The sequence below is a fragment of the Geothrix oryzae genome (genome assembly GCF_030295385.1).
Taxonomy (GTDB): Bacteria; Acidobacteriota; Holophagae; order Holophagales; family Holophagaceae; genus Geothrix; species Geothrix oryzae.
Genome location: NZ_AP027079.1, coordinates 2881472 through 2908388 on the forward strand (window position 1 = coordinate 2881472; position 26917 = coordinate 2908388).

A 26917-nucleotide genomic window follows, 5' to 3' on the forward strand; every position below is an offset into this window, starting at 1 on the left:
GACTCATCATTGACGGGGAATACTGGGATGGCCGGGACTTGACTCTACTTGAGGATTTCTCGCACGGCCTCGATGACCATCGCTTGATCCTTCTTGGACAGGCTCGTGGAGCACGGGAGGGACAGGCCAAAGGAGCAGAGGGATTCGGACACCTTTCCCGATCCGAGAAGCGGGACCCCCTGGTAGGGGGGCATCAGGTGCAGGGCCGTCCATAAGGGGCGGGTTTGGACGCCCCTTTTTAGCAGTTGCTCTAGGGGCTGCTCCCAGGGGCGAGAGAACATCACGGAGTATAGCCAGAAGGTCGGGGTCAACCCCGTCGGGCGAGGAGGGCAGCGCAGGCCTTCGAGGCCCTGGAAAGCTTCATCGTAGGTGCGGGCAATGTCAGCCTTCTTGTCGAGAAAGGCGTCGAGGCGTTCAAGCTGGGCCACTCCGAGTGCTGCCGCGAGATTGGTCAGCCGGTAGTTGTACCCCACTTCGTTGTGGAAATAGGCATAGCCGGGAAGCTTGGCCTGAGTGATCAGATATTTGGCTCGCTGGGCCAGGGCGGCGTCCGAGGACACCAGCATCCCCCCGCCTCCAGTGGTCATGATCTTGTTCCCGTTGAAGGAGAAGCATCCAATCCGACCGATGGTGCCGACCTGTCGCCCCTTGTAGGGGCCGTCAGTGTAGCGGGCCCCGAGGGCTTCAGCGGCATCCTCGATCAGCCAGACTCCGTGGCGATCGCAGGCGTCCGCGATGGCCTCGATCCGGGCCGGATAACCCAGGATGTGCACGGCCAGGACCACCTTTGGCATGCGCAGGCCGAGGCGGGCGCGCCGGTCGAGTTCCTCGACCACGAGACCAGGCTCCAGGTTCCAGGTATCGAACTCCGAGTCGACCAGGATGGGGGTCCCACCCTGGTAGAAGATGGGGTTCCCTGAGGCGGCAAAGGTGAAGTCGCTGACGATGACCTCGTCTCCGGGGCCGACGCCCGCCAGGATGAGCGCCATGTGGATGGCCGCGGTGCCGTTGGATACGGCCACGGCATGAGGAGTACCCACGAACTGGGCGAAAGCCTCTTCAAAGCGGGGGACGAATGGGCCCACTGAGGAGACGAAGTTGGTGTCCATGCACTGGCGTATGTACTCCGATTCGTTGCCGGAAAGATTGGGTTCAGCTAATGCGATCATCTTGTCACATCCCTTTGTCCAGCGAATGTTCTCTGGTGACATGGTGCAGCGAATCCACCACCAGCTTCATGCAGTCGACGATCTGCTCCTTCCCGGTGCAGAGGTCGGGTTCTTCGCGCCATCGGGCGAGCTTTCCGAAGACCTCCTTGAGGGTCTTCGTTTCGGGCAGAGGAGGGGGCTCGACTATGTGCAGGTTATCCAGGCCAATTTCGAGCGGGGTTTCCCCGGTGCCCACGAACTCTTCGTATTCCTTCTCACCCATCGCCTGGCTAGGAGCAAAGAAGCAGGGCCAGGTGGTTCCCGACGGGGTGGCCAGACGGGCGCTGGCCTCCGTGTCCAGCCATCTCGGCTCAAGGCCGTAGTGATGGAGGACCAGTTCGGCGATCTGCTTGAAATTCTTCTGGTCATCCGCCAGCGACAGGCGGGGTACCAGAATCTGCCCGTGGGAGGGACAGATGGCGCCCAGGCAGCAAATCTGACCCGCCTCTTCCAGGGTCACGAAGTAGCGGCGGATATCGCTCGGGCCGGCCAAGGGCTGCCCCTTGGCAATCCGGTTGAGGAATCCGAGCAGCAGGCTCCCATCGGAGAAGGCCACATTGGCGAATCGGGCCGTTGTGCATCGCAGCGGGTTGCCCTCGATGGGTTCGCCATGGAGATTGCCCTGGGAGGCATCCTCCGATCCGTGCCAGATGAGCAGTTGCTCCATCATCCTCTTGGAAGCGCCCATCAGGTTGGCCGGGTTAGCGGCCTTGTCGGAGCTCACGAAGAACACCCCCATCTGGCCATGGCCGTACTTCCGCAGCCACCCGAGAAACCGGTCCGCCTTGAGCAGATTGGTGTCCACCATCTGGAGAAGGCTCGGAACATCCCGCTCGCTCCGCACATGCTTGACTGCGGCGAAATTGAATACCCAATCAAAGCCTGCCTGGCCGGCGAGGATGCTCTCCATCATCGGGGAGCCGAAGTCAATGGGTTCGATGGCGATGTTGGATTCGCCGACCTTGGGATCTGATCGGATCTCCCGGAGCACCTCGACAAGGTTGTTCTCGGCCGTATCCACGAGCAGGACCTCTCCCGGACGCCATTCCAAGAGACACCTGAGGGTGGCGCTTCCAATCGATCCAGCGGCCCCGACGACCAGGATGCGCCGATTCGAGAACGCCTCCTCAAGCTGGACGGCGGCCGCCCTGTAATCCGATTCGAACAAGGACTGCTTGCGGCCGGTGACCAGTCGCCCCAGTTCAAGGAGGCGTGTTTCTGCCATCATCTAGCTCCCATCGAGGATCCGTTGTGGCGGAGCAACCCCTCGGCCATCCAAAGATCCGATTGTCGGTCGATGTCGATGCCCCTTTCTGGAGGCACAACGACGGATTGGGTGAGACCTTCAACGATGAACGAGTTCTGCGCATCGAGGAAGCTGCGTCGGGCCAGGTAGAAACCTGCGGGGCGGAATCCCTGGGGGAGATCCTGGCGTCTTGATGCATCGCGGAATTCGAATAGCGGGTGCAGGGTGCCTTCCGGGCCCAGGCTCCAGGTCCACTGGATAGGGTGGTCCAGAGGTACCATGCCAACGACGCAGGGGGCTCCTCCAGCCAGGAGGGACCAAGCCGCCTCGAGGTCCTCAAGGGCCAGCAGGGGGGAGGTCGGCTGGAGCAGCAGGAGCGCCTCAGCCTCGAACCCTTCCGCCGCGGCCTGCGCCATCTCGTATCGCACAACATCCATGCTCGCAGCAGTATCAGAGGCGAGGTGCGGGGGGCGAAGGCGGTTGGGTCGGTCTTCTGGCGGCCAAGCCTCCGCGATATCCCGGCTGTCGGTCGAGAGGAACAGTCGAGTTGCCTGATGCAGGGATCGGAATGAAGAGAGTATCCGGTGGCTCCAGCCCACCAGGGGGTGATCGCCCAATAGGGCCAAGTTCTTCCCGGGGAACCCCTTGGACCCTCCTCGTGCGGTCACGAGGGCAAGCGTCTTCACGCATCACCCCGGGCTTTCTTCAATTCCTCATGCCGACCCACATCCACCCAGTCATCCCCGATCGGGAACACACCCACAGGTTCACCCTGCGAGAGGCAATTGTCGACCACCCAGGTGATGGGAGTCGGACCGAGCGGACGAAGCCTTGGGGGAACCGCCGGGTCGACGACATAGACGCCCGCGCTGACCGGGAAACTAACCCTTGGTTTCTCCTGCCAGCCATAAACCCGGTCCCCTTGCAGGTCCAAGACTCCGAATGGGACTTCATGGATGTGCGTGGAGTAGCCGACCGTCACCATGTTTCCAGATGCGGTGTGGTGATCGATCATGCGGCCCGCATCGAAATTCGTGACGAGGTCCCCGTTCATTACCAGCAGAGGTGAGGTAATGCTCGGAGGCAACAGGCCGAGTGCCCCCCCGGTACCCATGGGTACGGTTTCCTTGATGTATTCGATCGAGCACCCGAACTTTTTGCCGTCTTCGAAATGGGCTTCAATGATTTCGCTCAGGTAATGTGTTGCGAGAAAAATCTTCCGAAATCCTGAGCCGACCAAGTGGAGGACAATGCGCTCCAGGATCGGGCGTCCGGCGACCAGAATCATGGGTTTCGGGATGGTGGCCGTGATGGGATGCAACCGGGTCCCAAAGCCGCCACAGAGGATGAGGGCTGCATTTTCTCGTGGCTTGGTCCCGAGCAGATCGTCTATCGTATGCAGCCCGAGAAGTTCCATATTGGGGCCAAGAATGGGTATCTGTTTGAACCCGCGGGCTTTCATGATGTCGAGGACTTCGGCTCGATTCATCTCTGGGGACACCCATGTGAACCTGGTTTGCATGGCCTTCCCAACTGGACCTTCAAACCCGAGCCCGCTCAGGAGAGCTCGCCGAAGGTCCCCATCGGTCATTAGCCCAACCAGCTTGGAGTCCTCTACAACGAGGACAATTTCAAGGCCGGCTGCATCTAAGGCCTTCATTCCCTGGATGATGGAATCCATTGGGCTGACCACGGGAATGTCTGAACGATACATCACGGTTCCTCTTGAGACCTTTTGGACAGCAATCAACCTCAATCATACCATTCGCAGTTCGGAGGCAATCACGAGAACCCATCGAAGTCGTCTGGCTCGCTGTGTTGGAATATTAAACAACTTGTTTATAGCTAACACATGTTAGTGCCAATCCGGTTGTTCACCCGAAACCCGGGAAGCCGAAAGCGCCAACAAACAGCGTTCGCGCAGTCTCAAATGAACCTCCTCAGTTCAGCAAAGCCCTGCTCTGCCAATCGAGTTGTACTAATCCGGCGAGTGCTTCAGGAGGGCTGGACCATTCAGGCTGCGACCGCCTTCATCGGGATCAGCGCTCACAGCACCTGTCGCTGGCTGGCCCACTTCAAGGTCGAGGGCTCGGAAGGCCTCCGGGACTGCTCCAGCCACTCGTATCGCCTATCGCGAAGCCACAAGTCTACCATCCAAGAACCAGCGGCAAGGCCGAGCGGCCGATCCAGCCCCCTCCGAGAGTGGGCTTATGGCCTCATCCGGCTGAGTCCAGACAAACGAAGCCATGCCCTCAGCGCCTGCCTCAATTACTACAATCACCACAGGACCCGTTTCGGCCCTCAGCAGTCAGCCCCAGTCGCAAGGCTGAACAACCTTGTTGCCATCGACAGCTAGGGATCTCGCCGATCTTTGTACGCGGGACCTGGCCGGGTGATACTCATCAGACCCCGGCCACAAGCGCTCGCTGAACCCATAGTCCTTCTGGACCCAGTACACCGGCTATAACCACACCGCAACCTTTAAATACTTTTGAATACATTCCCTTGAGTATGTCTTTATCCAGACTCGGGTCGACCACTCGGAGTTCCAGACGGCTATTTCCATCCTGAAACGGCCTCAGTTCTCGAAATTCCGGATTTCCAAGCCTTCGTAGTACTGTAGCCATGGATTGAAAGTCTGGCCGCTCACCCCGATGCTTTCGGCAAATCGGTGACACCTTCGCTCCCGTTCGCCGCCTACATTCAAGGCAAATACAATCTGTCCCTCGCGGTGTCCCCATCCTTGGCACCTCTTCTGCCTCCCCGCCCCTTCTCAAAGCTTTCCTTCGGAGCTCCAAGTTTATAGGATTCTTAGCCTGCTTATTGAACATCGAGTCTCATCCCCCTCACGATGACCGCTTGAGGGCAGATCATTCGCTCCCGTGATATTCTTGCCGTCTGACTGTGTATTGGGGAACTTGCGACACCATGACACTCGGATGCTAATGTATGGATTACCAAAATGAAAATTGCATTTCATAGCCCATACTCCGTTGGGAGTAATAATCTATCCTTGCTTCTGGATGAAGCTTTGGAGGAGCTTCGAGACGAAGCAAACTCGGTTGTTTTTGTAACATGCACAGGGCAATTGCGTCCATGTGATATTAATTACGAAAATTCATGGATTAAATGCCAAGAATGTATACTTTCAAGAAACATAGTATTGAAGCAAATCAACCAGCCCAGATTTATTCTTAAAAATATTGGTAATTATATCGATTCAAAACTGCTATCGAGGGGTCGATCGCTTCGTTTTGATTATGATTCGATTGAAGATGTAAAAAAAATAGAATACAGAGGAATCAACCTAGGCCTCGGTGTGGTTTCCACTTATGTCTCCAAGACAAGGAACCTAGACCCAGACCTCAACAGGACAACCCGGAATTTCATCGACCAACTGCTACAAAGTTCTGCAATTCTCACAGAATCCACCTCTCGGATGCTGGAAGTGGAAGAACCTGATCGGGTCTGCCTCGTCAATGGCCGCTTCCACGGTTACCGACCGTTTATGGAAGTAGGCCTGAATCGCCAGGTTGAAACCATTGTGCTTGAAAATACGCTCTCCACCTCACTTGAGTCCATGCATGTCGTGAGGTTCGAGAACAGTCTCCCACATGATATTGACAATGCATCGCGCCTAATCGATCTCAACTGGGAGACCTATCTGGACCAAGGGAATCGAGAGGAAGTGGCTTCTGTTTTCTATGAAAGAAGACGAAACGCTGAATTCGCCTCCGATAGGGTCTATGTGGCCCACCAAGATCCAAATCTTCTGCCCGAGGACTTCGATCCAGCCCGGAGGAATTTTGTCATTTTCAATTCTTCAGAGGACGAGTTCTTCTCCATCGGGGATTCATTCGACAAATACAAAATCTTTGATAATCAGATAGAAGGGATCCTTTACTTAATTCGCCAAACGTTGCATGACCCTTCTATTCATTATTATTTACGTATTCATCCAAATTTAATCAATATAAAATACAAATATCACACGAAATTGAACACCATGTTTGATGTTTTTCCGAATATTACAGTTATTCCAGCATCTTCTCCCATATCTACTTATAAATTGATCGATAGTTGCGAGAAAATCATTGTCTTTGGATCCACGGTAGGCATTGAAGGTAGTTATTGGCAAAAGCCAGTAATACTCTTGGGAGGAGCTTTTTACATACATCTCAATGCAGTTTACTGCCCCAAAAATTTTAATGAACTTAACACTCTTCTGACCGATACACTGGAAACTAAGCCTAGGGTCGGCGCCTTGAAATACGCTCTTTATATTTTTGGCGAACGAGGCTCTCTGTTTCGGCAGTTTGATTTTAATTGTACGACTTTAAAATTTGGGAATATGAAAATTATTGTTGAAAATTGTTTTCGATTTAAAGGCACCTTTATTCCTTATTTGATATTCAAAACCATTTTTCAGTGCCTGAATTATCCTTTTCGATTTTACTTTAAAAAATTCATATTACCTAAACTCCAAATTGAGAAGTAAACCCAATTTACTTGTTTTGATGAAAACAACCATGAGGGCGACATGAATCGCGGAAATTGGAAGCCGACTCCTCTTCCAGCAAATTATGAACGGACTTCACTGGATGTTCAGAACCTTGGAGACGACGGCAGTTCCCCATTGGAAGTAAACATGAGCGCGGAGAGTGTTCCCGTACCGAGATTACGGCTCCGCTTGCATCAGGAGAAGGGTTTTGTCATGGCCAGAACACATTCTGTTCGGTTCCCCCGCGCAGTTTTTGGGGGCAGGTGATGAACATCATCGTGACCGGTGGAACAGGATTCATTGGTAAGCACCTGACAGTGCAACTAGCCTCGGAAGGGCATCAGGTGCATTCCATGAGTTCGTCCCAAGGTAACATTTGGGAATCTGATGTCTGGCAAAATTTCCCAGATGCAGAGGTGGTGGTCCATCTCGCTGCCCGCACTTTCGTTCCCGAGAGTTGGGCCAATTCGGATGGTTACTTGCAAACCAATTTCATGGGAACTGTGCAGGCCCTTGAGTTTTGCCGTAGTAGAAATGCCCATTTGGTGTTTTTAAGCTCCTATATGTACGGCGAACCTAAATTTCTCCCGATCCCAGAGACTGCTGATCTTGCAGCACGAAATCCATATGCATTCTCCAAAATGATTTCAGAGAAAGCATGCCAATTTTATATGGACTCCTTTGGCATGAAGGTCACAGTACTACGCCCATTTAATGCCTATGGTTCAGGGCAGTCTACGGCCTTCCTCGTTCCCTCTATCGTCAGTCAGATAATGGCAGGGGGACCGATCCGCGTACTAGATCTAGCGCCTAAGCGGGACTATATCTATGTGAAGGACCTAGTGGCCGCAATTAGTGCTGTAATTGATACTCACGCGAGCGGTGGTGTGTTTAACATAGGTTCGGGTGTTAGCCACTCTGTCGCGGAGCTCATCGCAGAAGTACAGGCGGTCCTAGGAACTTCGCTCCCCGTCGAATCGGCGGAAGAAAGACGCCCAGGGGAAATATTGGACACCGTTGCGGACATTTCCGCAGCTCGTATGGCCTTGGGATGGACCCCGCGTTTTTCCCTCCGTGAGGGGCTAGCCGACATGTTGAGGGTTCCATGAGAGTGCTGTTCATTGCACCGCTGCCACCGCCGATTACCGGACATTCTGTAGCTTCCAGGGTTCTGCTTGAGCATTTAGAAAAAAAGCATCGTGTGGCCGTAATCAATCTTTCGACAGCGAGTTCACATGATGGGGCCCTTACTTGGCGGCGCGTGGTGGCGGTGGCTAAAGACCTTTATCGAACCTGGAAGGAGAAGCGCGAAGCTAATGTCTTCTATCTCACCATCTCCGAATCTTTTTTTGGCAACATCAAAGATTTATTAATTTATTCGATCTGTTATAATAAATTGAATAAATTTTACATCCATCTCCACGGTGGATCAATCAAACAACTTCTTTTCGACACGCACCCCACACTGAGGCGCCTGAACGCGATATTCATCCGCCGAATGGCTGGAGTCATCATTTCGGGGCAGTCTCATGTTGCAATATTTGAAGAAATGCTGGATCCCAAAAAAATTCATATCATTCCCAACTTCGCCCAGGATTACCTTTTTATCGATAATGCTAAGATTGATACCAAATTTCACAACTTGTTCCCCTTAAATATTCTCTATATCAGCGGCATGACTCGAGGAAAGGGATATCTTGATTTGCTGAATGCCTATCATTTTCTTGAAGAGGCCATCAGAGAATGCATCCATATTGATTTTGCAGGAAAATTTGATTCGGATGAGGAGCAGTCTGAATTCATCCATGCCACCCAGGGGCTACCTGGACTCACTTATCATGGGGTGGTGGATGATGTTAGAAAACAAGAATTGTTTTTTAACTCTCATGTCTTCTGCCTTCCAACCAGCTATTTTGAAGGCCAACCCATCTCCATTCTTGAAGCCTATGCTTCTGCCAATGCAGTGATGACCACCGGCCAAGCGGGAATTCGCGATATATTTACTGATGGAGTAAACGGATTCGAAATTGGAGTTCATGATGCTGCTTCAATCGGGAAAGTTATTCGAAACCTTGTCTCGAATCCCACCCCATTGGTTGAAATAGCCATACGAAACAGAGATATGGCCCTCCTAAATTATCGTACTGCTGTATTTGGCAGTCGAATCGAGATGGTCCTGGCCGGGTGTACTGCCCCTGAATTTGACATATCCACACCCATTGGTCAGCGCGCCGATTGAAACTTCAAATGGCTCGCTTGCCCTTAAGTTTTAACGAAATTCAGGGTTGCGTATAAAAGCGTCTGTAGGCCCGGCTTGGGGACCTTGAAGTAGAGGTTGACCACGAGTCCGGTAGATTGATTGCGTTCTAAATCAGCAACCATGAAAGACATGATGGCCGAGGGGAAGCATGAGCCCGGAAGAGGCTTTGGGGAAGGTCTGTTCGTAGACGGAGGCGAGGGGATGAAGGCGCTCGCAGAGGGGTCATGCAGGCGCTTGATCAGGGCAGAGGCCGATGAACATTTCGGGGTGCCCTGGTATGCGAAGAGGGTGCTCTGACTCACCGCCTACCGGAACGGGCTGAAGGCGCGGGGGCTTCGGACATGGATCGGGACACTGAAGCTGAGGCTGCCGCAGCCCCGGAACGGGTCGTTCTCCCCTCGTGCCTGGAGCGGTGGCCTGCCTGGAGGAGCACTTCGACTCGGTGCTGGCCGTGCTCAACATCCGGGTTGGTCACCAGAAGCGCCTGCAGACGGCTAAACATGGCGAGCGGGTGAACCAGGAGTTGAAGCATCGAGGGCGCACTGTCCGCATCTAGCCCAACCAAGCTGGCCGGGACCGCCTCTATAGCTCTATAGGGGACTGCTCATAAAGCATCGCGAACGCTGGGTTGGCACCGCCTAGCTGAAGCCAGAGGGCCCGTGAGCCAAGCGCTGCAGGGGGGTCAGCGAAGGGAAGCGGAGCCCGACCGGAACTGCCCCTACATTCACTGTGATCCACCTGCCATCGAGGACCGACAGGGACTTCTGGGGGCCACTATTAACACTTACAGTTCGGCAATGATGCATGCATAGAAGTGAATGAAGGAGAACCCGTAGCCGCCTATGTCTTATCCAGCGATATAGGATTGATTTTCTGTCGGAGGCTCTGTGGCAGGATGATGGTCCATAGAAAATGTCGAAAATCTAATTACCCAAATAGAATAGGCCATCAGACCAGCGACGCAAAAAATGTTAACTCCGCCTTGAGGCAACAGCCAGCAATTGCCTTCGGCATTTCACGGAGGCCAACATCCAACCCGCGAGGCGCTGCAGGACCCCTGTGCCCAGGAAGAATAGTTTGGGATGCCAGGCCTGGGTGATGATGTCCAGATGCTCGGGAATTAATCCAGCTTCATCCAGTAGGTTACCAAATTGGAGGGGTGTCCAGGTATGAAGATGGCGGTCCAGATTGTGCGGCACCCAAACACGGTTCTCTTTCTGGCGAATATCCTCGATCGGAACCACAACAATAAGTTTGCCTCCAGGGTGGAGCTTTTCACGCAGCGCACACAAAGTTCCATAAGCATTTGGAATGTGCTCGAGCACATGGTTAGAAATTATCTTATGGTAGCGTTTATCTCCAGGGATTTCCTCTAGGCTCCCATAGGTATGGATCTCCTGCGAGAGCGCAATTTTACGAGTGGTTTCGTTGATCTCGAGCCCCTCGATCTTCTTGATAGTCTTCCGTAAAGCCACCACCAAGGAACCATTGGCACATCCGAAATCCAACACGGTATCCTCTGAAGTCAGATATGGTTGGAATAATTGGGCCTGCAGTGTATAGCCTAAATGATTCAGGTCATTGTGACCAATTCGCATCGCGTAATTCTTACCCTTCTCTGCCTGATAGTAATCAGAAGCCATGCCGTCTTTCATTAGCCCCCCCCAGATCATCGAAATTGATTACCGCCAAGTATGGTCGCATCAATACGCATCGACAAAAAAGTTTTATCTCTTCTATTTTCTCGCCGGTCTTGCTGTCAATGGGATCCAAATAAAGATAGCGAATCTGAAAGATAGGGTCTGGCATCCCCCATGATTCGCCCGATAGTTGTGCGGAATCCAGATCGGTTGGGGTGGCGTCGCTGGGCTGGGCGGAGGCGACCGAAGTTCAACCCAGCGACTCGCGAACTCCTCTGGGGGAAATCCCCCGAGGGTGCGGTGCGGTTTGTAGTGGTTGTCGTCACGGAGCCATCCTCGGGCCACCTGCCGGCCTACTGCAAGGCCCGTGAACCAGTTCTCGTTCACGCACTCATCCCTGAACCGCCCGTTGGAAATTAGGTGCCGGACCAGGCCCCTGCTGGTGCCGCCGCTGCTCGAAGGCCCTGGGGTGAACTCTGGGCCATCGTCGTTCACCAACAACTCTGGAGGTCACGGCTTCCACATCAGGTCCTCCAGCGCCCTGGCCATCCGCAGGCTCGGCAGGCTGAAGTCCACTTCGATGGCCAGCCTCTTCCGCGCAAAGATGTCCACCACATTCAAGGTCCGGATGGCTCGCCCTTCGGCCAATGGCTCCGACACGAAGTCCATCGCCCATTTCTGATTGGGCTTCACGGGCGGCTGCAGTGCCGGTGCGGAACCCTCTTCATCCGCTTCCGGATTCACTTCCTCACCCGCAGGCCCTTCTCGTTGCAGAGCCGCTCCACCCGCTCGTGATTCACCATGACCCCCTCCCGGCGTTCGTTACCGGCAGGTGCATCTCCGCATGGCCTCCCACCCGGCAGGCCCGCCTAAAAGCCCCGCTGGCCTTCCGTAGGCCGGCGGGCTTCAGAAATTTTTTAGGAAAAGGGACCTCAGCGCTTCGATATCGAGATCCCGCTGTCCAAGCCTCCGCGGGGGCTTCGCAATCTCGATCTCCAGATGCTTGGGGCGCTTTGCGTCCGAGACCTCAAAGCCGCCGAACTTCGCCTTCCACCGGTAGAAGGCCTGGTCCGAGACTCCCAGGCGACGCAGATATCCGCTGTCTTTGTCCCCGCCTCGTGCTCCTTCAGCGCGTGGATGATCTGCTCCTCGCTGAACCCACTCTTTCTCATGGCTCCTCCTCTTCCTTATTGAGGTGGATTCCACGAAATAGGCGGGCTAATTTACGGGGAGAACATCAAGTCGGGGTGAGGAGATCAGCATCATCTTGCGATTGAGTTCAGTCTCCGAGCAGGGTTATCTGAATCTTGCCGTAGACACATTAAGTTTAGGTTTTAAGTAAAAATAAATAATTACAGCATAAACAAGAGCCAATTCATAAAAGACACTTTTCAATTGAGAACTGGTGATGCCCATGGCCGGAAATACGAATAAACTCCCAAGAACGATAAAATGGTGAAACATGATTACCCCATTTTTAGGGCGAAACTTGGTTAGTAATGAACCATAGGCTAGAATACAAAAAAGTGTGCCCATATACCCAAAGTCAAACAGCAAATCAGAAATCAAGCCATTGAATCCATCAAAATGTGTGCCCCACAGAGTGTATAATTTGGCTTCAACTCGCCCTGCTGGATAATCAATTAAATTCATTTTGTTTCCGAATGTCAACGGCAAGGATGCTGACAGTTCTCCATAAAGAGGATTAAATACATACAAAGACATTACTTCATTACAATTTTTGTACCATTGCGAAAAATAATCAAGGAGGCTCAGTAGAATCGGGTTTTCAATGCGAGATTGGGTTGATGCACTTTCAAGGTACTGCAGGGCATCTACAAATCGGCTGGCCGTGATAATATAGAACACCATCGCAGCTAATCCGGCGACAAGAGCACTGGCAAACTTCATTATATGTTTTGCTTTAGTTGCAAACTGTGGATAATAAAATGGAACATACACAATATACATAACGAAGAATACCAAAAATCCGGATCGACTGAAGTGGGTGATCCCGTTTAATATGATGTTCAATGAGAATAGAAGTGCAAGTATAGAATATTTATAGTTCCTCTGTTTTAGGTAGTAAAAATGTAATGGCACTAAAAAATAGGATGTAGGACACAAATATATCGCCAGCAACCAAAGTAAATGATTGATTGGCATCTGCCCGATCACCCCCTCACTGTCCATACCATTTTTAAATTCCGAATAATCCGTCACATGCGTAAAAACATAATAAATAAAGATTAGGCAGACAACGAATACTACAGAATTAATAAGCAAGAGAATCTTGGCCAAACGATTCACTCTATCCGGGTCGGGGTCAGCGATGAGTGATGTATATTTAAATCGATTCCACGGCATAAACAGAAGGGTAAGCATCGCAGCCATGAAAACCAAATTAAATACTTTAAAGTAAGTGTCCGGGAAATAATCATAGCCAATCACGACTGCACAAATCAATGAAATTGCATAAAGAATAACAAGAAAGCTTCCCGGGGAAGCTCCCCTTTTCAGATGGAATAAAAAGTATATTAAAACAAAATAAATCAGTAACAACATTTTAAGGACATCCTTTCGATTGCAAATTTTGCATTTTAGATCATCTCATTCCTTATCTCCGCCTTAGGAGCCATGGTAGCTCATAGAGTGTGTTGGCGTACCCGAAGACCAACAAAAATGTTGTAATAGATACCAGAACACTCGAATATGCCGCCCCCATGATACCAAATCGCTTAACCAAAACAATCGTAAGCGCCATTTGAAGTAGTGATGAGCCAAATGTGATGGAGCCTAGAACTTTTGTCTTTTTGCGATAAAATATATATCCAGAAACAATGGAATACATTCCTTCAAAAAACAGCGTCAACATGAGGAATGGGAGTACCCTAAGGGCGCCCAAATAATCACCCCTAAAGAATATCGGAATTATCCAGCTCATCATAAAATAGCACCCAAAACAAACCGTTATCAATAGACACGAAAATAAATACGATATTTTGACAAGCTTTAGCTTCAACTCTATACTTTCGGTATGACTGACTTGATCGATCAAGCTTAAGTCTTTGTACATTAAAGGAGAATAGGCATTAAAGAATGACCCCGTAAAAATCCCTATTACACTGACTAAAGTCAGAGCAATAGAATATACCCCATTTGCGGATAAGCTCACGATATTCGTTAGAATGATTTTATCCACTCCCGACTTGAACCAGAAGGATAAAGTGTGTGGCAACAATGGAAGACCAAAAGAAAAAGCCTCTTTTATGTTTTTCACATCGATTTTTGTAAAAATATGTCGTTCTTTCATTAGCAACCACAAACTAACTATTACAGAAAGAATGCTACCCCCAACCATGCTTAAAACTCTTCCCTGCCAATTCCACTTCAGAATCACCACAAAATAGATGGCCAGAAGACCTGCGATCAAGGCCTGAAATATCTGAATACTACTAAACATTATTGGGCGCTTCTCCATTCGCAATACTGAGGTATGCAACATGAAGATGCTTGTTGCAAGCGAGGAAACGATCGCAAGGATCTGCCACAGTAATGAAATACCAAGCCGCTGAGCAATCAAATCTGAAAATATAACAACGACCAAAAGACACGCAAATGCCAATAAACATATTAAATAAATTAAATTTGAAATGTAAGACGCTCGCTCTTCTTCCTTCAGAGAAAAGTACGATACCGTCAATGCCGAATAAGTGTTCAAGGCGCAAATGGCAGTGAAAATTTGTACAGCCACGCTAAAATTGGAGAGAATACCAAAGTCCGTTGTCGTTAAGTACTTTGTTACTATCGGAAGCAAGAAAAATGGAATGGCTTTGCCAATGGCATCCCCCCCAGTGTAGAGCAAGGTGGATTTGGCCAGTGGACTATTGATACTTTTAGATAAAAATTTAATCATGTTGTAATTATCGACCATCCATTTAACATCGAACGCGTTGAGGCTGTGACCCACCCTCTGGATGGACATGCCTGTGCTTCCCGATTTTGGGTCCTTCCTGCGCACAATCTTATCAGGATAGATGGACCAAACCACCCTAACCAAGCACCCACAGGCTACTGGTCCACGATTCGGCCCGGTTTTCAGCCGTCTTGCACTCCATTTAAAACAAGAAAGACTGGAGTCTACAGCTCTTCACCGTCGATCTCGGTCATCCCCTGGAGTTCTTCGACATGCCGCGCCGTGCTGGCGTGTTCGTTATCGAAGTTCTTACCGTTCTGGAGTTCGCTCCAGGTGGCTCGATCTCCAGGTTGCGAAGTGGGCCATGCCGATGCCCGTGGTGATCTGGCGACTCAGAGATGGCCTTCCCCTTGAAACCGTACGCGTAGTCCACGCGGCCTTCCAGGACCGCCTCGGTGAGGGTCTGCTCGTTGATCTCCTTGAAGCGGTGCTTGTCCACCTTCTCCTCAACGATGAGCGGGGTGCCGCCCCCATCGGTGATCAGGCCCCAGCATATCATCTGGCAGATGATCACCTCGATGTGCTTATTGCTGATGACCACACCCTGGGCCGGTAGACCTCCTGCACTTCGCTGAATAAATTCGTTGGAATTTCCGGTCAATTCAAAAGGAACGGTGCAGGGACTTTGATCCTTATAAATTAATTACCGATTTTTGGGACCTTCCGCTACTGCACCGTTCCCACCACGGTCACGGACACGGGGGAGGCCCCAGCGGTGTGGAAAGTGGGGCTGAGCAGGACGCCGGTGGCGGGGTCGATGGCGCCGACGGCGATCCGGTTGCCCCAGTAGTCGGTCATGAAGCCCCACAGGCCGTTGCGGCTGACCATCAGGTTGTCCGAGCCGGTGCCCCCGAACAGCGCATAGGTGCTGCCGGTCAAGGGGGAGAGGGCACCCGTGACCAGATTCAGGGCGTAGGCTGCGTAGTCGTTATCCGTGGTGGAGAGGGTGATGTAGATGACGGGCTGGGTGGGGTTGGCGGAGACCCCGTGGAAGGTATCCGCCTGGGTCGTGCCGGTGTCGGTGGCGGCCAGTGGCATGAGGCCGCCGGTCTGCAGATCCAGGTAATAGCCGTAGACGATGCACTCCTGGGCCGCGCCCCCGGCGGCACCTTCGCTCTTGGTGAAGAGGTACTCCCCGCTGTGGCTGAGGGCCAGGGCCAGCGGACCGGTGCCGGTGGGCAGGGTGGTGCCGCCGTTCAGGCTGAGGGCCCCGGTGCCGGGATTCAGTTCGAAGACCTGCAACTGGTCGGAAGTCCGCCCCACCGTGAAGAGCCACCGGCCAGAGGGGTGGATCAGCACCTCGCCCGTGCCTCCGGAGGCGGCGACGGAACCCAGGGCGGTCAGGGCTCCGCTGACGGCGTTCAGACCATAGGAGGAGATCAGGCCATCGCACCGCACATAGACGAACTGGCCCGTGGGATCCACGGTCGAGGCCCAGGGATTGGGGTCCGTGGGATAGGCGGCCACTTCCGTCAGGTCGCCCGTGGTGGAGTCGATCTTAAAAACGGTGAGGGTATTCGGACGCTGGTTGAGCCCATCCCCGTTGACCGCGAAGAGGAACTTGCCCTCGGGGTCGCTGGTGACATGCAGCGCGGGGGTTCCGTCATCGAAGGGCGAATTGCCCAGCTCAACGAGCGCGCCGGTGGTCTCATTCAGGGAGAACCCGGAGATGCCGCCGCCGGAGTTCGCCACATACACGAACTTGCCGGTGAAAGCCTTCACCGTGACCGTCGCCACGGCCGTGGTAGTGGCGCCGACGGCATTGGTGGCCGTGAGGGTGTAGGTGGTGGTCGCCACGGGGAACACGGCGATCTGACTACCGCTGGTGACGGGACCCACGCCGTGATCGACGACGCCATCCCCCGTGAAGGTGAAGGTCAGCAGGCTCCCCTGGCCCTGGGTGATGGTGGTGGGGCCCGCCTTGAAGGTGCTGATGTTCGGCAAGGCGCCCACGGTGACCGTCACCGTATCGGTGGTGGGATCCCCGGCCGGATTGGTGACCGTCAAGGTATAGGTCGTGGTGCCGGCGGGGTGGACCACGGAGCTGCCGCCGCTGGTGACCGCCCCCACGCCCTGGTTGATGAGGCCGGTTCCTCCCGCGAAGGCATAGGAGAGGGTGGAAGCTCCACCCGACGCCACATCGGCGGGGCTGGCCGACAGCTGGGAGATGGTCGGGAAAGGTACGATGGCGCTGCTGGCGCTGCCCGTGGCGGAGGTTCCAGCGGCATTGGCAGCCTTGCAGCTCAGGAATACGGACCCCGTCCCCCCCGCGGAGAAGGTGATGTTCGTGCCCGTGGTGCCAGAAGTGATCGTGCCGCCGGAAATGGTCCAGGTCAGCGTCATCCCGCCCTGGGCGGGCACCGAGGCGGCATAGCCGCCCTTGCCGGCGGTCACATAGGCGGGAGTCGAAATGACCGGTGCCGTGGGTGCCGGGGCGATGGCACTGCTGGCGGTTCCCGGGGCGGAGTCCGTTCCAGCCAGATTGGTGACGGTGCAGCTGAAACCCACGGTGCCGGTGGCCCCCGCGCGGAAGGTGAGGATGTTCGTTCCGTTCCCGGACACGATGCTGCCGTTGGTCAAGGTCCAGGCGTACGAGGAGCCGGACTGGGCGGGAACGGACTGGGCCGTGCCCACCTGATTGGCCGTGATGTTGGCCGGGACGGTGAGGGACGGCGTGGTCGGGGCCGGCGTGATGGTCGAGCTGGCCGCCCCAGGGGCGGAAGCCGTGTTGGCCGTATTGGTCACGGTGCAGCTGAAGGTCACAAAGCCCGACCCCCCTGCCGTGAAGGTGATGCTGGCCGTTCCCGCGCCGGCCGTGACCGTGCCGTTGGTGACGGTCCAGGCATAGCTGGAGCCAGCCTGGGTCGGAACGGAGGCGGTGTACCCGGCCTGGCTCGCGGTGACATAGGCTGGCGCGGTGACCGCGGGCGTCGCCGGCGCAGCCACGATGGTGCTGCTGGCAGTTCCCGTGGCGGTAGTGGACGCCGCATTGGTCGCCACGCAGCTGAGGCTCACAGAGCCCGAGGCTCCGGCCGTGAAGGTCACGCTGGTGCCGGTGCTGCCCGAAGTGATCGTGCCGTTGGTGATCCTCCAAGCGAGGGTCATTCCGCTCTGGGCCGGCGTGGAGGCTGTGTAGCCTGCCTGCCCGGCCGTGACATTCGCCGGTGCCGTGATGACCGGGGCCGCCGGGACGGCCACGATGGCCGCGCTGGCCGTTCCGGGCGCCGAGGCGGTGCTGGCGGCGTTCGTGACCACGCAGCTCAGTCCGACGGAACCCGTGGCGCCTGCCGTGAAGGTGATGCCGGCCGTTCCCGCGCCAGCCGTGACTGTGCCGTTGGTGACGGTCCAGGCGTAGCTGGAGCCCACCTGGGCCGGAACGGAGGCGGTGTACCCGGCCTGGCCTGCCGTGACATAGGCTGGCGCTGTGACCGCGGGCGTCACCGGCGCAGCCACGATGGCGCTGTTGGCATTCCCCGTGGCAGCGGTCGACGCCGCATTGGTGGCCACGCAGCTGAGGCCCACGGAGCCCGAGGACCCGGCCGTGAAGGTCACGCTGGTGCCGGTGCTGCCCGAAGTGATCGTGCCGTTGGTGATGCTCCAGGCGAACGACATGCCCGCCTGGGCGGGCGTGGAGGCCGTGTAGCCTGCCTGTCCGGCGGTGACATTCGCGGGTGCCGTGATGACCGGGGCCGCCGGGGCGGCCACGATGGTCGCGCTGGCGGTACCGGCCGTGGAGGGGGTGCCGGCGGCGTTGGTGACCACACAGCTCAAACCGACGGAACCCGAGGCGCCGGCCGTAAAGGTGATGCCGGGGGTGCCCGCGCCGGCTGTAATCGTGCCGTTGGTCGCAGTCCAGGCGTACGAGGAACCCGCCTGAGCCGGGACCGAAGCCGTGTAACCGGACCGTCCCGCCGTGACATTCGCCGGAGAAGTGATCACCGGCGAGGTGGGGGGGGCCACGATGGCGGCGCTGGCCGCCCCGGCCGCCGAGGAGGCCCCGATCGTATTGGTCGCCACGCAGCTCAAGGCGACGGAGCCCGCAGTCCCCGCACTGAAGGTCACGGAGGCACCCGTGGTGCTGGAGGTGATCGTGCCGTTGGTGATGGTCCAGGCGAACGACATGCCCGCCTGGGTGGGCGTGGAGGCGGTGTAGCCCGCCTGACCCGCGGTGACGGTGGCCGGCAGGGTGATCACTGGCGTCGAGGGGACCGCCACGATGGCTGAGTTGGCGATGCCAGCCGCGGAGGCCGTGCCTGCGGCGTTGATGACGACGCAGCTCAACCCGACGCTTCCCGTGGTACCTGCCGTGAAGAGGATGCTGGGGGTCCCCGCGCCGGCAGTGATCGTGCCGTTGGTGAGGGTCCAGGCATAGCTGGATCCGGCCTGGGCCGGAACGGTGGCGACATAGCCCCCCTGCCCGGCCGTGACCTGGGCCGGAGCCGTGACGACGGGCATGGTGGGTGCGGGCACCACGACCACCTGGGCCGTGGCGGTGGCCGGCACACCGGCGCTGTTCGTCACCGTGAGGGTGTAGGTGGTGTCGGTGGAAGGGCTCACCGACACGGCGACGCCGCTGGCGAGGGCGCCGACGCCCTTGTCCACTGTGCCGGTCCCGTTGGCGAACACGCCGGTCAGGGTCGTGGAGGCCCCGAGCGTGATAGGGCTCTTGGCGGCCGCGAAGCTGGTGATGGTCGGGACCGGAGGGGGTGGAACCACCGTCGTCCCGCCGCCGCCGCCTCCCCCGCAAGCGACCTGCAGCAGCGTCCCCAGCCCTCCCAGCGCGATGGCCACGAGAGCCTCACGAAAGGTGTTCCGCCGGATGAGGGTAGAGGACATGGGCGACTCCCTGAGCCCCGGGTTGCGATCATCCCGAGGGAAATCCGTGATTTGAAGGTCGTGGTGCAAAGAAATGGGGAAGGAATCGCTCCCTTCCCCATCCGTGGTTTGATGCCATCAAGCAGGTTGGGTACTGGAACCGCAGTCCCCGGGCGGATCGCTCCGCCCGGGGGGGAACGGGTTACTGTCCGTTGAACCTCAGCCCGGTCACATTGGTGATCAGGTTGGTGTAGCTGAAGGTCGCGGGCGTCCAGACATGCACGCCGCCATCCGAAGCCGAGAGGCTTCCGGTCCAACCGGTGGGGACCTGGAGCGTGAAGTTGCCATTGACATCTGTGACCGTGGAGCCACCCGTGCTGAGGGTGATGGTCACGCCGGGAAGTCCGACATTCTGTCCGTTGACCTGGATCCTGGCCCGTCCGGAGATGGACTGGATCGTGGTGAAGTTCTGACTCAGGGCGCCGGCCAAGGGCGTGCTGACGGTCACGGAGGCGGGGCTGAAGGAGTAGCCGCGCAGGGTGGGCGTGATGGTGCCCGTCCAACCGGCCCGGACATAGAGGCTGTAGGCACCGGTGGCATCCGTGTTGACTGCGCTGCCGCCGTTGCTGAGGGCCACTCTCACACCCGCCAGGCCTGCACCGTTGGAAGTGATGGTGCCGGATACCAGGAAGGTCTGGCCTGCGGTGAAGTTCTGGCCCGCAGGGCTGGCGGTGACATTGGTCAGGTTCCGCTGGCCGGGAGAGAAGACCCAGCCCACCAGGGACGGCGTGACGGATCCGCTCCAGCCGGAGGGGACATAGTGCGTGTAGAGACCATTGACATCCGTGACGGCCGTGCCGGCGCCGTTGCTGAAGGTCATGGTGACGCCGGCCAGAGGCACGGGCGGCACGGCATTGGTGGTGACGAGGCCGTAGACCGCGATGGCGTTGACGGCCGTGAAGTTCTGGTTGGGCTGATTCACGGTGCTGCCCACCAGGCTCAGGGACAGCGGCGTCAGGAAGTAGCCCGCCTTGGCGGCCGTGATGGTGCCGGTGTAGGGCGAGGCGACGACCACGGCGTAATTGCCATTGGCATCCGTAGAGACCGTCTGGCCCGTGCTGAAGGTGATGGTCGCACCGGAGAGGCCCACCGCATTGAGGGTGACCTGGCCCGAGACGGTGATCACGGCGGTGGCGGCAAAGTTCTGAGCCGTCTGGTCCACCGCGGTGGCGGCGTAGGTCCGGGAGGCCGGGGTGAAGATGAAGCCGGCCATCGAGGGCGTCAGCGTGCCGCTAAAGGGGGACGGCAGGGTGAGGCTGTAGCTGCCGGCGGCGTCCGTGGTGGCGGTCTGGCCGGTGCTGGCGGTGAGGGTGACGCCGGCGAGGCCGGTGGCGCCGTTGGTGACCGTCCCGGAGAGCGTGACGATGGCGGCGGCGTTGTAGTTCTGGACGGTCTGGTCCACGGTGACCGCGGCATAGGAGCGCGAGGCCGGGGTGAAGGCGAAGTCCAGCTTGGAAGGCGTGATCGTGCCGGTGAAAGGCGAGGGCAGAACCATCGTGTAGTTGCCGGCGGCATCGGTGGTGACGGTGGAGCCGGTGCTGGCCGTGAGGGTGACGCCCGCCACCGGGGTGGCGCCATTGGCGATGGTGCCGGAAATGGCCACCACGGCCGTGGCCGCGTAATCCTGGGCCGCCTGGTCGGTCACGACATTGCTGTAGGTGCGGGAAGCCGGAGCGAAGATGTAGCCGGCCAGGGTGACGGTGGCAGTGCCAGTCCAGCCGCTGTTGACGACGGCGGAATAAGCGCCGAGGGCATTGGTGACGGCGGAGCCGCCTGCATTGCTGAGGGTGACGGTGGCACCGGCCAGGGGCAGGCCGCCGACAGTCACGGTGCCGCTGAGGGTGGCCACGGCGCGGGCCTGGAAGTCCTGGCCCGTCTGGTTGGCGTTGAGGGCAGTGTAGGTGCGGCTGGCGGGGGTGAAGGCAAAGCCCGCGAGTGCCGGGGTGATGGTGCCGGTCCAGGCATAGGGAACGGCCACGGTGTAGGCGCCTGCGGCGTCGGTGGTGGCGGTGGCGGTGGTGACGCCGGCGCTGGCGAAGGTGAGCAGCACGCCGGCCTTGGGCAGGTTGCTGACGCCATCGAAGGTGAAGACGGTGCCGGAAATCTGGACCGTGCTGGGGGTGTTGACCCCGGCGATGTTGGACGGAGCGGAGTCGCCCGCCTGGTTGTAGGCGATGACCTGGTAGTCGTAGAGCGTGCCGGGCACCACGGTGAGGTCGCTGTAGCTCCTCACATTGGGAACGGCGGTGGCGATCGTGGCGAAGGGATCGGTCCCCGAACGGCGCTGGATGGTGAATCCGGTTTCGTCCGTGGCGTTGTCCGTCCAGGCGAGCTCAGCCCGGCTGGGGGCCGACAGGGCGGCCGTAAGTCCGGTGGGGGCGGAGGGGGCTGAAGTGGCGACGGTCAGCACCATGGGGCGCATGAAGTCGTTCTCTTCGTGGCCGAGGATGTGGCAGTGCCACACATATTCCCAGCCGAAATCCTTGGCGGCGTTGCTCACGCTGATGGGATTGCCATCCACCGGGTTGGTGACGGTGATGTTGACATTGTCAGGCTGCACGACATTGGGCGAGCGCAGGCTGTTGGGCAAGGGGAAGGGCAGCCGGGGGGACAGGGGCCGGAAGGCGACGACGATGTCCTCCAGCGGGTTCATCTTGACGGTTTCCTTCCAACCGATCTCGTTGGCGTCGGGCAGGCGCACGGCGCCGTCCCAGCCCACGCGGTTGACGATCTGCACATCGAAGAGATGGAAGTGCACGGGGTGGGTGTCCACGCCGTTGTGGGTGATCTTCCAGTACTGGGTGGTGCCGTCCACCAGCTGCTCGGTGGCGGGATCCGCGTAGCCGAGGGGGATGGTGGTCTGGATGTTGAAGTTGGTGAAGGGCATTTCCACGCCGAGGGTGGCGTTCATGCGGCCGTAGTCCAGCTCGAACAGCTCCTGGATGGCCTTGGAACCCATGTAGGGCTGGATGAGGTCGCCGTTCTCCATGGCGGGGAAGGGCGTGCGGAACTGCCAATCCTGGATGCGGGCATAGACATCCTTGGCCACGGCCTTGTTCAGGGCGCTGTTGTAGGCGACCTGGGGCACGATGGGCAGGTGCTGGGACTCGGCGAAGGCGCCGTTGGAAGTCGCGGTGGACTGGAAGGCCGCGTTGAGGGCTGCCATGTCGAAGGCCGGATCGGGCGTGGCCGCGGCCACCTCGAACAGCATGAGGGTGCGGGTGTTGGGGCCGAAGCCCGGCAGGGTGGGCGCCGCGCCACCGGTGTCGGTCTGGTCGGGGCAGCCGGTGTAGTAGTCGAAGCGCGTATCGAAGGCGGGCACGGGGGCCGGGGAGTCGTTGTAGAGGATGAGCTTCTGGCCCGCGAAGGCCGAGAAGTCCACGATCACATCGGCGCGTTCCGCGGGGCCGAGGAAGAGGGCTTTGTCCTGCACATTGAGCACCACGATGTCCCGGCGGTTGTAGTTGTAGCCGACGGGCTGCGGGGCGATCACCACGGGCGAGGGGAGGTAGCCGCTCTCATTGCCGATCTGGATGAGGGAGGGGCCTGCGGTGGTGGGATCCGGCACGCCGCCGAGACGACCATCCGTGGGCCAGGTGGCCGGCCAGGTGGGATCGGCCGGATCGTGGGGAACGGCCGGCACCATGGAGACTTCCGTGCCCGAGGCGTCCGCCTTGAAGAAGGACAGGTTCCAGAACCGGTCGTTGGCGGCGTTCAGGATGCGGAAGCGATAGGCCTTGGGCTGGACGGTGATCTTGGGATAGGGCGTGCCGTTGATCACCGGCGTATCCATGAACGCTTCGGGGACCAGCGAGGGGTTGGGCGTGCCGGGGTACTCGGTGCCGTTGGGATCACCGGGAATGGGCTCCGCGCCGTGCTGCAGGCCGGCGGCGGCGGTCACCGGGGGCCAGAACCACGGGCCGTAGTCCCACCGGCCCATGCCGTTGGCGCCGGAGATGTCGGCGGGGTTCTGGTTGACCATGTAGACATGGGGATACCAGAGGCTGCCATCGCCGCCGTACTTGGTCACATCCCAGGTGGGGTCGGTGCCGCCCACGACGCCGACGGTGCCCAGGGTGGCGGTGTTGACGAAGGTCTTGTCCTGGATGATGAGGGGGATGCCATATCGGTAGACGCCGTTGGGATCGCCGTTGCTGGGGATGACGCCCGCGTTGATGAGCTTGTCGTCCACCGGGTCGACGATCATGTACCCGGCGGCCTCGCCGGCATACACATTCAGGCGGGTGAGACCGAAGGAGTGGTCGTGGTAGAACATGAACCGGCCGCTCTGCTGGTTGGTCCAGTAGTAGGTGGCGATGCCGTCCCCGGGGGTGCCGGCGCCCATGTCGGGCACATTCTGGAAGGAGGCACCCTTCTGGTAGCTGGTGACCTCCCCGGCGGGCGTCACCCACTGGTGGGGCGTGCCGTCGCTGATCCAGGGGTTGAGTCCGCCGTGGAGATGGAACTCGGCACGGTTCTGGGTGTAGAGCCCAGTACCGATGGCGGCGTTGCCCAGCGGGCCCACACCGGCGCCCATCATGGTGGTATCCACCGGGATGAACAGGTCACCTGCGGTGCCCGTGGGCAGCTGGTTGAACATCTTCACGCGCACAGGCCGATCGCGCTTGGCGATGATGACGGGCCCGAGGTAGTTCGAGCTGTTGGCGCCGTTCGCCGTGCTCTCGGCGGAGGGATTCAGGTCCCGGTAACCGCGGAGGCGGGTGGGGTCCAGCTCGGAGTGCAGCTTCTGGGTGTACTGCTCGACGGCGATCTCGTAGTAGTCGGAGCCGTCGTTGAAGACGCCGGGAATGGGCTTGGCCACGGGGATGAAGTTCCCCAGGTTGTTGGCATTGGCGGCGCCCAGGCCCGGCAGCGTATCCACGAACTTGTGGATGGGCTTGGTGTTGTGCCAGTTGCTGGCGGTGCCGAACATGTAGTCGGGCTGGGCCAACTGGAAGCCGGGGCCGGGAACGGCCAGCTGTTCCACGCCCTTGGGGGCCAGGCCCGCGGTGCCCTTGGAGGCTAGCGCGTTGATCGGGTTCTGGCCCAGGGCCAGGGGATCGATCTTCCCGCCCTTGGCCTTGAGGGCAGCCTGCGTGCGGGCCGCGGCGGCCGCCCGGGCGTTGGCCAGGGTGCGCCGGCGGGTGGCCCGCTCGATGATGGCGTTCTTGTCGCCGCCCTTGGTGGGGGCCGCCGTGCGGTTGGCCACCTCGGTCGTGTCAGCCTGCAGGCCGAACCCCGTGAACAGGGCCACGGCGAGCGCCAGCAGACGGTTGAGCCTCTTCAGCATGGTGCACCTCGCTTTGGAAATGGAACTGAATGGAAGATCGGAACGGCGAAGACCAGGTAGAGCCGTCAGCCCTCACAGCCCTGAAAACGGGCCGGGTGCGACGATGTGTCGTAGGTGAATGAAAGGTTCAGCTGAAACCGGATCCATACCTATGGGGAGTTCCCCCCATCGGATGGGTAGGAATCATGTAAATGCGGGTCATCCGACCCGACCCTCTCAGGCTCGGGAAGGCGACCCGCTCATCGCGAAGGCCCGCAAGGGCCCGGGATCAGTAATAGAGTTCGGCGCTGGCCAGGTAGCCGAAGCCACCGCCACCCGCGACCAGCACCTTCCCACCCGGAAGGGCCGTGGCCGTATGCGCCTCGCGCAGGGCCGTCATGGGGCCCGTGGCGGTGCAGAGGCCCGTGGCCGGATCGAAGAGTTCGGCGGCGGAGAGCACCGCGCCCGGCGAGCCGGCCCCGACGCCACCGGCGATGTAGACCGTGCCTGTGGGCAGGAGGACGGCCGTGTGCCAGTGGTCCCGGGCCGTGACCAGGCTGCCCGACGCCGCGAAGGCGCCCGTGGCGGGGTCGTACAGCTCGGTGACGAGCGTCGCGGCGCCGCCGACGACAAGCACCTTGCCGTTCGGCAGCAGGGTGGCGGTGTGGTAGGCCCGGGCCGAAGCCAGGCTGCCCGTGGCCGTGAAGGTCCCGGTGGCCGGGTCATAGAGCTCGGCCGTCGCCAGCGAGCTGGACCGGAAGCCGCCGGCCAGGAGGACCTTGCCGTTGGCCAGGAGGGTGGCGGTGTGGGTGGCCCGGCTGGCGAGGGGCGCATTGGCCGTAGCCGCGAAGGTGCCCGCGGCGGGATCGTAGAGCTCGGCCGTGGCGAGGTACGAGCCCAGGTTGCGCCCGCAGGCCACCAGCACCTTGCCATTCGAGAGCAGGGTCGCCGTGTGGTCGGATCGGGCCGCCCCCAGGCTGCCCGTGGCCGTGAAGGTCCCGGTGGCCGGGTCGTAGAGTTCGGCACTGGCCAGGGCCGTGCCGAAGCTGCTGCCCCCGCTGATCAGGACCTTGCCGCTGGCGAGCAGGGTCGCCGTATGCGACTGCCGGGGCGTGACGAGGCTCCCGGTGGCCTTGAAGGTCCCCGTGGTTGGGTCGTACAGCTCCGCGCTGGCGAGGCTGAAGGTCCCGTCATAGCCCCCGACCACCAGCACCTTGCCGTTGGCGAGCAGGGTGGCCGTGTGGAAGGCTCGGGCCGCGACCAGGCTGCCCGTCACGAGGGAAGTGCCCGGGCCGCCCTTGGCCACCACCGTGAGCTTGGCCGCGCTGCTGGTGACGCTGCCGCCGAAGGCGTCGGAGACCTGGACGCTGAAGGTGCTGGCATCGTCCGCCAGGACGGCGGCCGGTGTGGTGTAGGAGGCGGAGGTGGCGCCGGAAATGGCGACGGCGTTCCTCAGCCACTGGTAGGTGAGGGTGCCCGTGCCCGTGGCCACGACGGTGAAGGTGGCCGTCTGGCCCACCACGATGGACTGGTCGGCCGGCTGGGTGGTGATGGTGATGGGAAGGATGGGGTCGTTGACGGTGATGCTGAGGCTCACCGTGGCGCTGCCGGCGCCGTTGGTGCCCGTCACGGTGTAGCTGGCGGCGGCGGAGGCGGCGGTGGGCGTCCCGGAGATCACGCCTGACTTGGTGTCGAGGGCCAGGCCCGCCGGCAGGGCGGGGCTCACGGAGTAGGCGTCGATGGCGCCGCCGCCATGGGTGGGGCTGTTCGGCGCGATGGCCGTGCCGGTGGTGTAGATCGCCGGGTTGGTGCCGTAGCTGAGGCCCGTGGGCAGCTCGACCGTCTCGCGGCACCCCAGCCCGAGCAGGGCCAGGCCAAGGAACATCGCCCACAACCCGCGCCCGATCGCACGCATGAACACCCCGGTCAGAAGAAGGAGAGC

General features: G+C 58.7%; 19 protein-coding genes. 6 read left to right on the top strand and 13 right to left on the bottom strand.

Annotated elements, in window-relative coordinates:
* Positions 1-44 precede the first annotated feature (44 nt).
* From QUD34_RS13200 to QUD34_RS13210, 4 genes are read right to left on the bottom strand one after another with little or no spacing between them, the layout of a single operon-like run.
* Entirely contained in the window at positions 45-1211 is a 1167-nt protein-coding gene (locus QUD34_RS13200) for an aminotransferase class I/II-fold pyridoxal phosphate-dependent enzyme (RefSeq protein WP_286354179.1), read from the bottom strand.
* Complete coding sequence (locus tag QUD34_RS13205) at positions 1174-2436, bottom strand: polysaccharide biosynthesis protein (protein WP_309568507.1); 1263 nt, start codon at positions 2434-2436, stop codon at positions 1174-1176. The genes QUD34_RS13200 and QUD34_RS13205 overlap by 38 nt, the downstream gene beginning before the upstream one ends.
* Positions 2433-3140: an acylneuraminate cytidylyltransferase family protein gene (locus QUD34_RS15180; protein ID WP_375379980.1), complete on the bottom strand. Its 708-nt coding sequence runs from the start codon at positions 3138-3140 to the stop codon at positions 2433-2435. Before QUD34_RS15180 ends, QUD34_RS13205 begins: the two co-directional genes overlap by 4 nt.
* Entirely contained in the window at positions 3137-4168 is a 1032-nt protein-coding gene (locus QUD34_RS13210) for a sugar phosphate nucleotidyltransferase (protein WP_286354180.1), read from the bottom strand. Before QUD34_RS13210 ends, QUD34_RS15180 begins: the two co-directional genes overlap by 4 nt.
* Positions 4169-4384: 216 nt before the next feature.
* Between QUD34_RS13210 and QUD34_RS15185 the strand changes: the two genes are divergently transcribed.
* The 5 genes from QUD34_RS15185 (at position 4385) to QUD34_RS13230 (ending at position 9771) form a co-directional block, all read left to right on the top strand.
* Complete coding sequence (locus QUD34_RS15185; RefSeq protein ID WP_375379981.1) at positions 4385-4810, top strand: leucine zipper domain-containing protein; 426 nt, start codon at positions 4385-4387, stop codon at positions 4808-4810.
* Positions 4811-5416: 606 nt separating this feature from the next.
* The gene (locus QUD34_RS13215; protein ID WP_286354181.1) at positions 5417-6952 is read left to right on the top strand and encodes a hypothetical protein; all 1536 of its coding nucleotides are present in this window, start codon (positions 5417-5419) and stop codon (positions 6950-6952) included.
* Between the two features lie 269 nt (positions 6953-7221).
* Positions 7222-8064 carry an NAD-dependent epimerase/dehydratase family protein gene (locus QUD34_RS13220; protein ID WP_286354182.1) on the top strand — a complete coding sequence of 281 codons (843 nt, stop codon included), beginning with the start codon at positions 7222-7224 and terminating at the stop codon, positions 8062-8064.
* Positions 8061-9194: a glycosyltransferase family 4 protein gene (locus QUD34_RS13225; protein ID WP_286354183.1), complete on the top strand. Its 1134-nt coding sequence runs from the start codon at positions 8061-8063 to the stop codon at positions 9192-9194. The genes QUD34_RS13220 and QUD34_RS13225 overlap by 4 nt, the downstream gene beginning before the upstream one ends.
* Before the next feature lie 421 nt (positions 9195-9615).
* A complete protein-coding gene (locus QUD34_RS13230; RefSeq protein WP_286354184.1) occupies positions 9616-9771 on the top strand; it encodes a hypothetical protein in 156 nt (51 codons plus the stop codon).
* Positions 9772-10186: 415 nt separating this feature from the next.
* Here the strand turns inward: QUD34_RS13230 and QUD34_RS13235 are convergent, their stop codons facing one another.
* The 6 genes from QUD34_RS13235 to QUD34_RS13255 form a co-directional block, all read right to left on the bottom strand.
* Positions 10187-10870, bottom strand: coding sequence for a class I SAM-dependent methyltransferase (locus QUD34_RS13235; RefSeq protein ID WP_286354185.1), 684 nt, complete (start codon positions 10868-10870; stop codon positions 10187-10189).
* 81 nt (positions 10871-10951) lie between these two features.
* Complete coding sequence (locus QUD34_RS15190; protein ID WP_375379982.1) at positions 10952-11350, bottom strand: integrase core domain-containing protein; 399 nt, start codon at positions 11348-11350, stop codon at positions 10952-10954.
* A 15-nt stretch (positions 11351-11365) separates the two neighbouring features.
* Entirely contained in the window at positions 11366-11524 is a 159-nt protein-coding gene (locus tag QUD34_RS13240; RefSeq protein ID WP_286354186.1) for a hypothetical protein, read from the bottom strand.
* A 237-nt stretch (positions 11525-11761) separates the two neighbouring features.
* On the bottom strand, positions 11762-12061 hold the full coding sequence (locus QUD34_RS15195) for a transposase (RefSeq protein WP_375379983.1): 300 nt from the start codon (positions 12059-12061) through the stop codon (positions 11762-11764).
* A 90-nt stretch (positions 12062-12151) separates the two neighbouring features.
* A complete protein-coding gene (locus QUD34_RS13250) occupies positions 12152-13420 on the bottom strand; it encodes an O-antigen polymerase (protein ID WP_286354187.1) in 1269 nt (422 codons plus the stop codon).
* A 52-nt stretch (positions 13421-13472) separates the two neighbouring features.
* Positions 13473-14840, bottom strand: coding sequence for a lipopolysaccharide biosynthesis protein (locus QUD34_RS13255; protein ID WP_286354188.1), 1368 nt, complete (start codon positions 14838-14840; stop codon positions 13473-13475).
* Between the two features lie 295 nt (positions 14841-15135).
* Between QUD34_RS13255 and QUD34_RS13260 the strand changes: the two genes are divergently transcribed.
* Positions 15136-15387 (top strand): hypothetical protein, encoded by a 252-nt coding sequence (locus QUD34_RS13260; RefSeq protein WP_286354189.1) that lies wholly within the window; start codon positions 15136-15138, stop codon positions 15385-15387.
* Between the two features lie 110 nt (positions 15388-15497).
* On the opposite strand, the gene QUD34_RS13265 is transcribed toward QUD34_RS13260, so the two are convergent.
* The 3 genes from QUD34_RS13265 to QUD34_RS13275 form a co-directional block, all read right to left on the bottom strand.
* Positions 15498-19667 carry a beta strand repeat-containing protein gene (locus tag QUD34_RS13265; protein ID WP_286354190.1) on the bottom strand — a complete coding sequence of 1390 codons (4170 nt, stop codon included), beginning with the start codon at positions 19665-19667 and terminating at the stop codon, positions 15498-15500.
* Positions 19668-19848: 181 nt separating this feature from the next.
* The gene (locus QUD34_RS13270; protein WP_286354191.1) at positions 19849-24996 is read right to left on the bottom strand and encodes a multicopper oxidase domain-containing protein; all 5148 of its coding nucleotides are present in this window, start codon (positions 24994-24996) and stop codon (positions 19849-19851) included.
* 268 nt (positions 24997-25264) lie between these two features.
* Positions 25265-26890, bottom strand: a complete 1626-nt coding sequence (locus QUD34_RS13275) for a Kelch repeat-containing protein (protein ID WP_286354192.1) — start codon at positions 26888-26890, stop codon at positions 25265-25267.
* Positions 26891-26917: the final 27 nt, after the last annotated feature.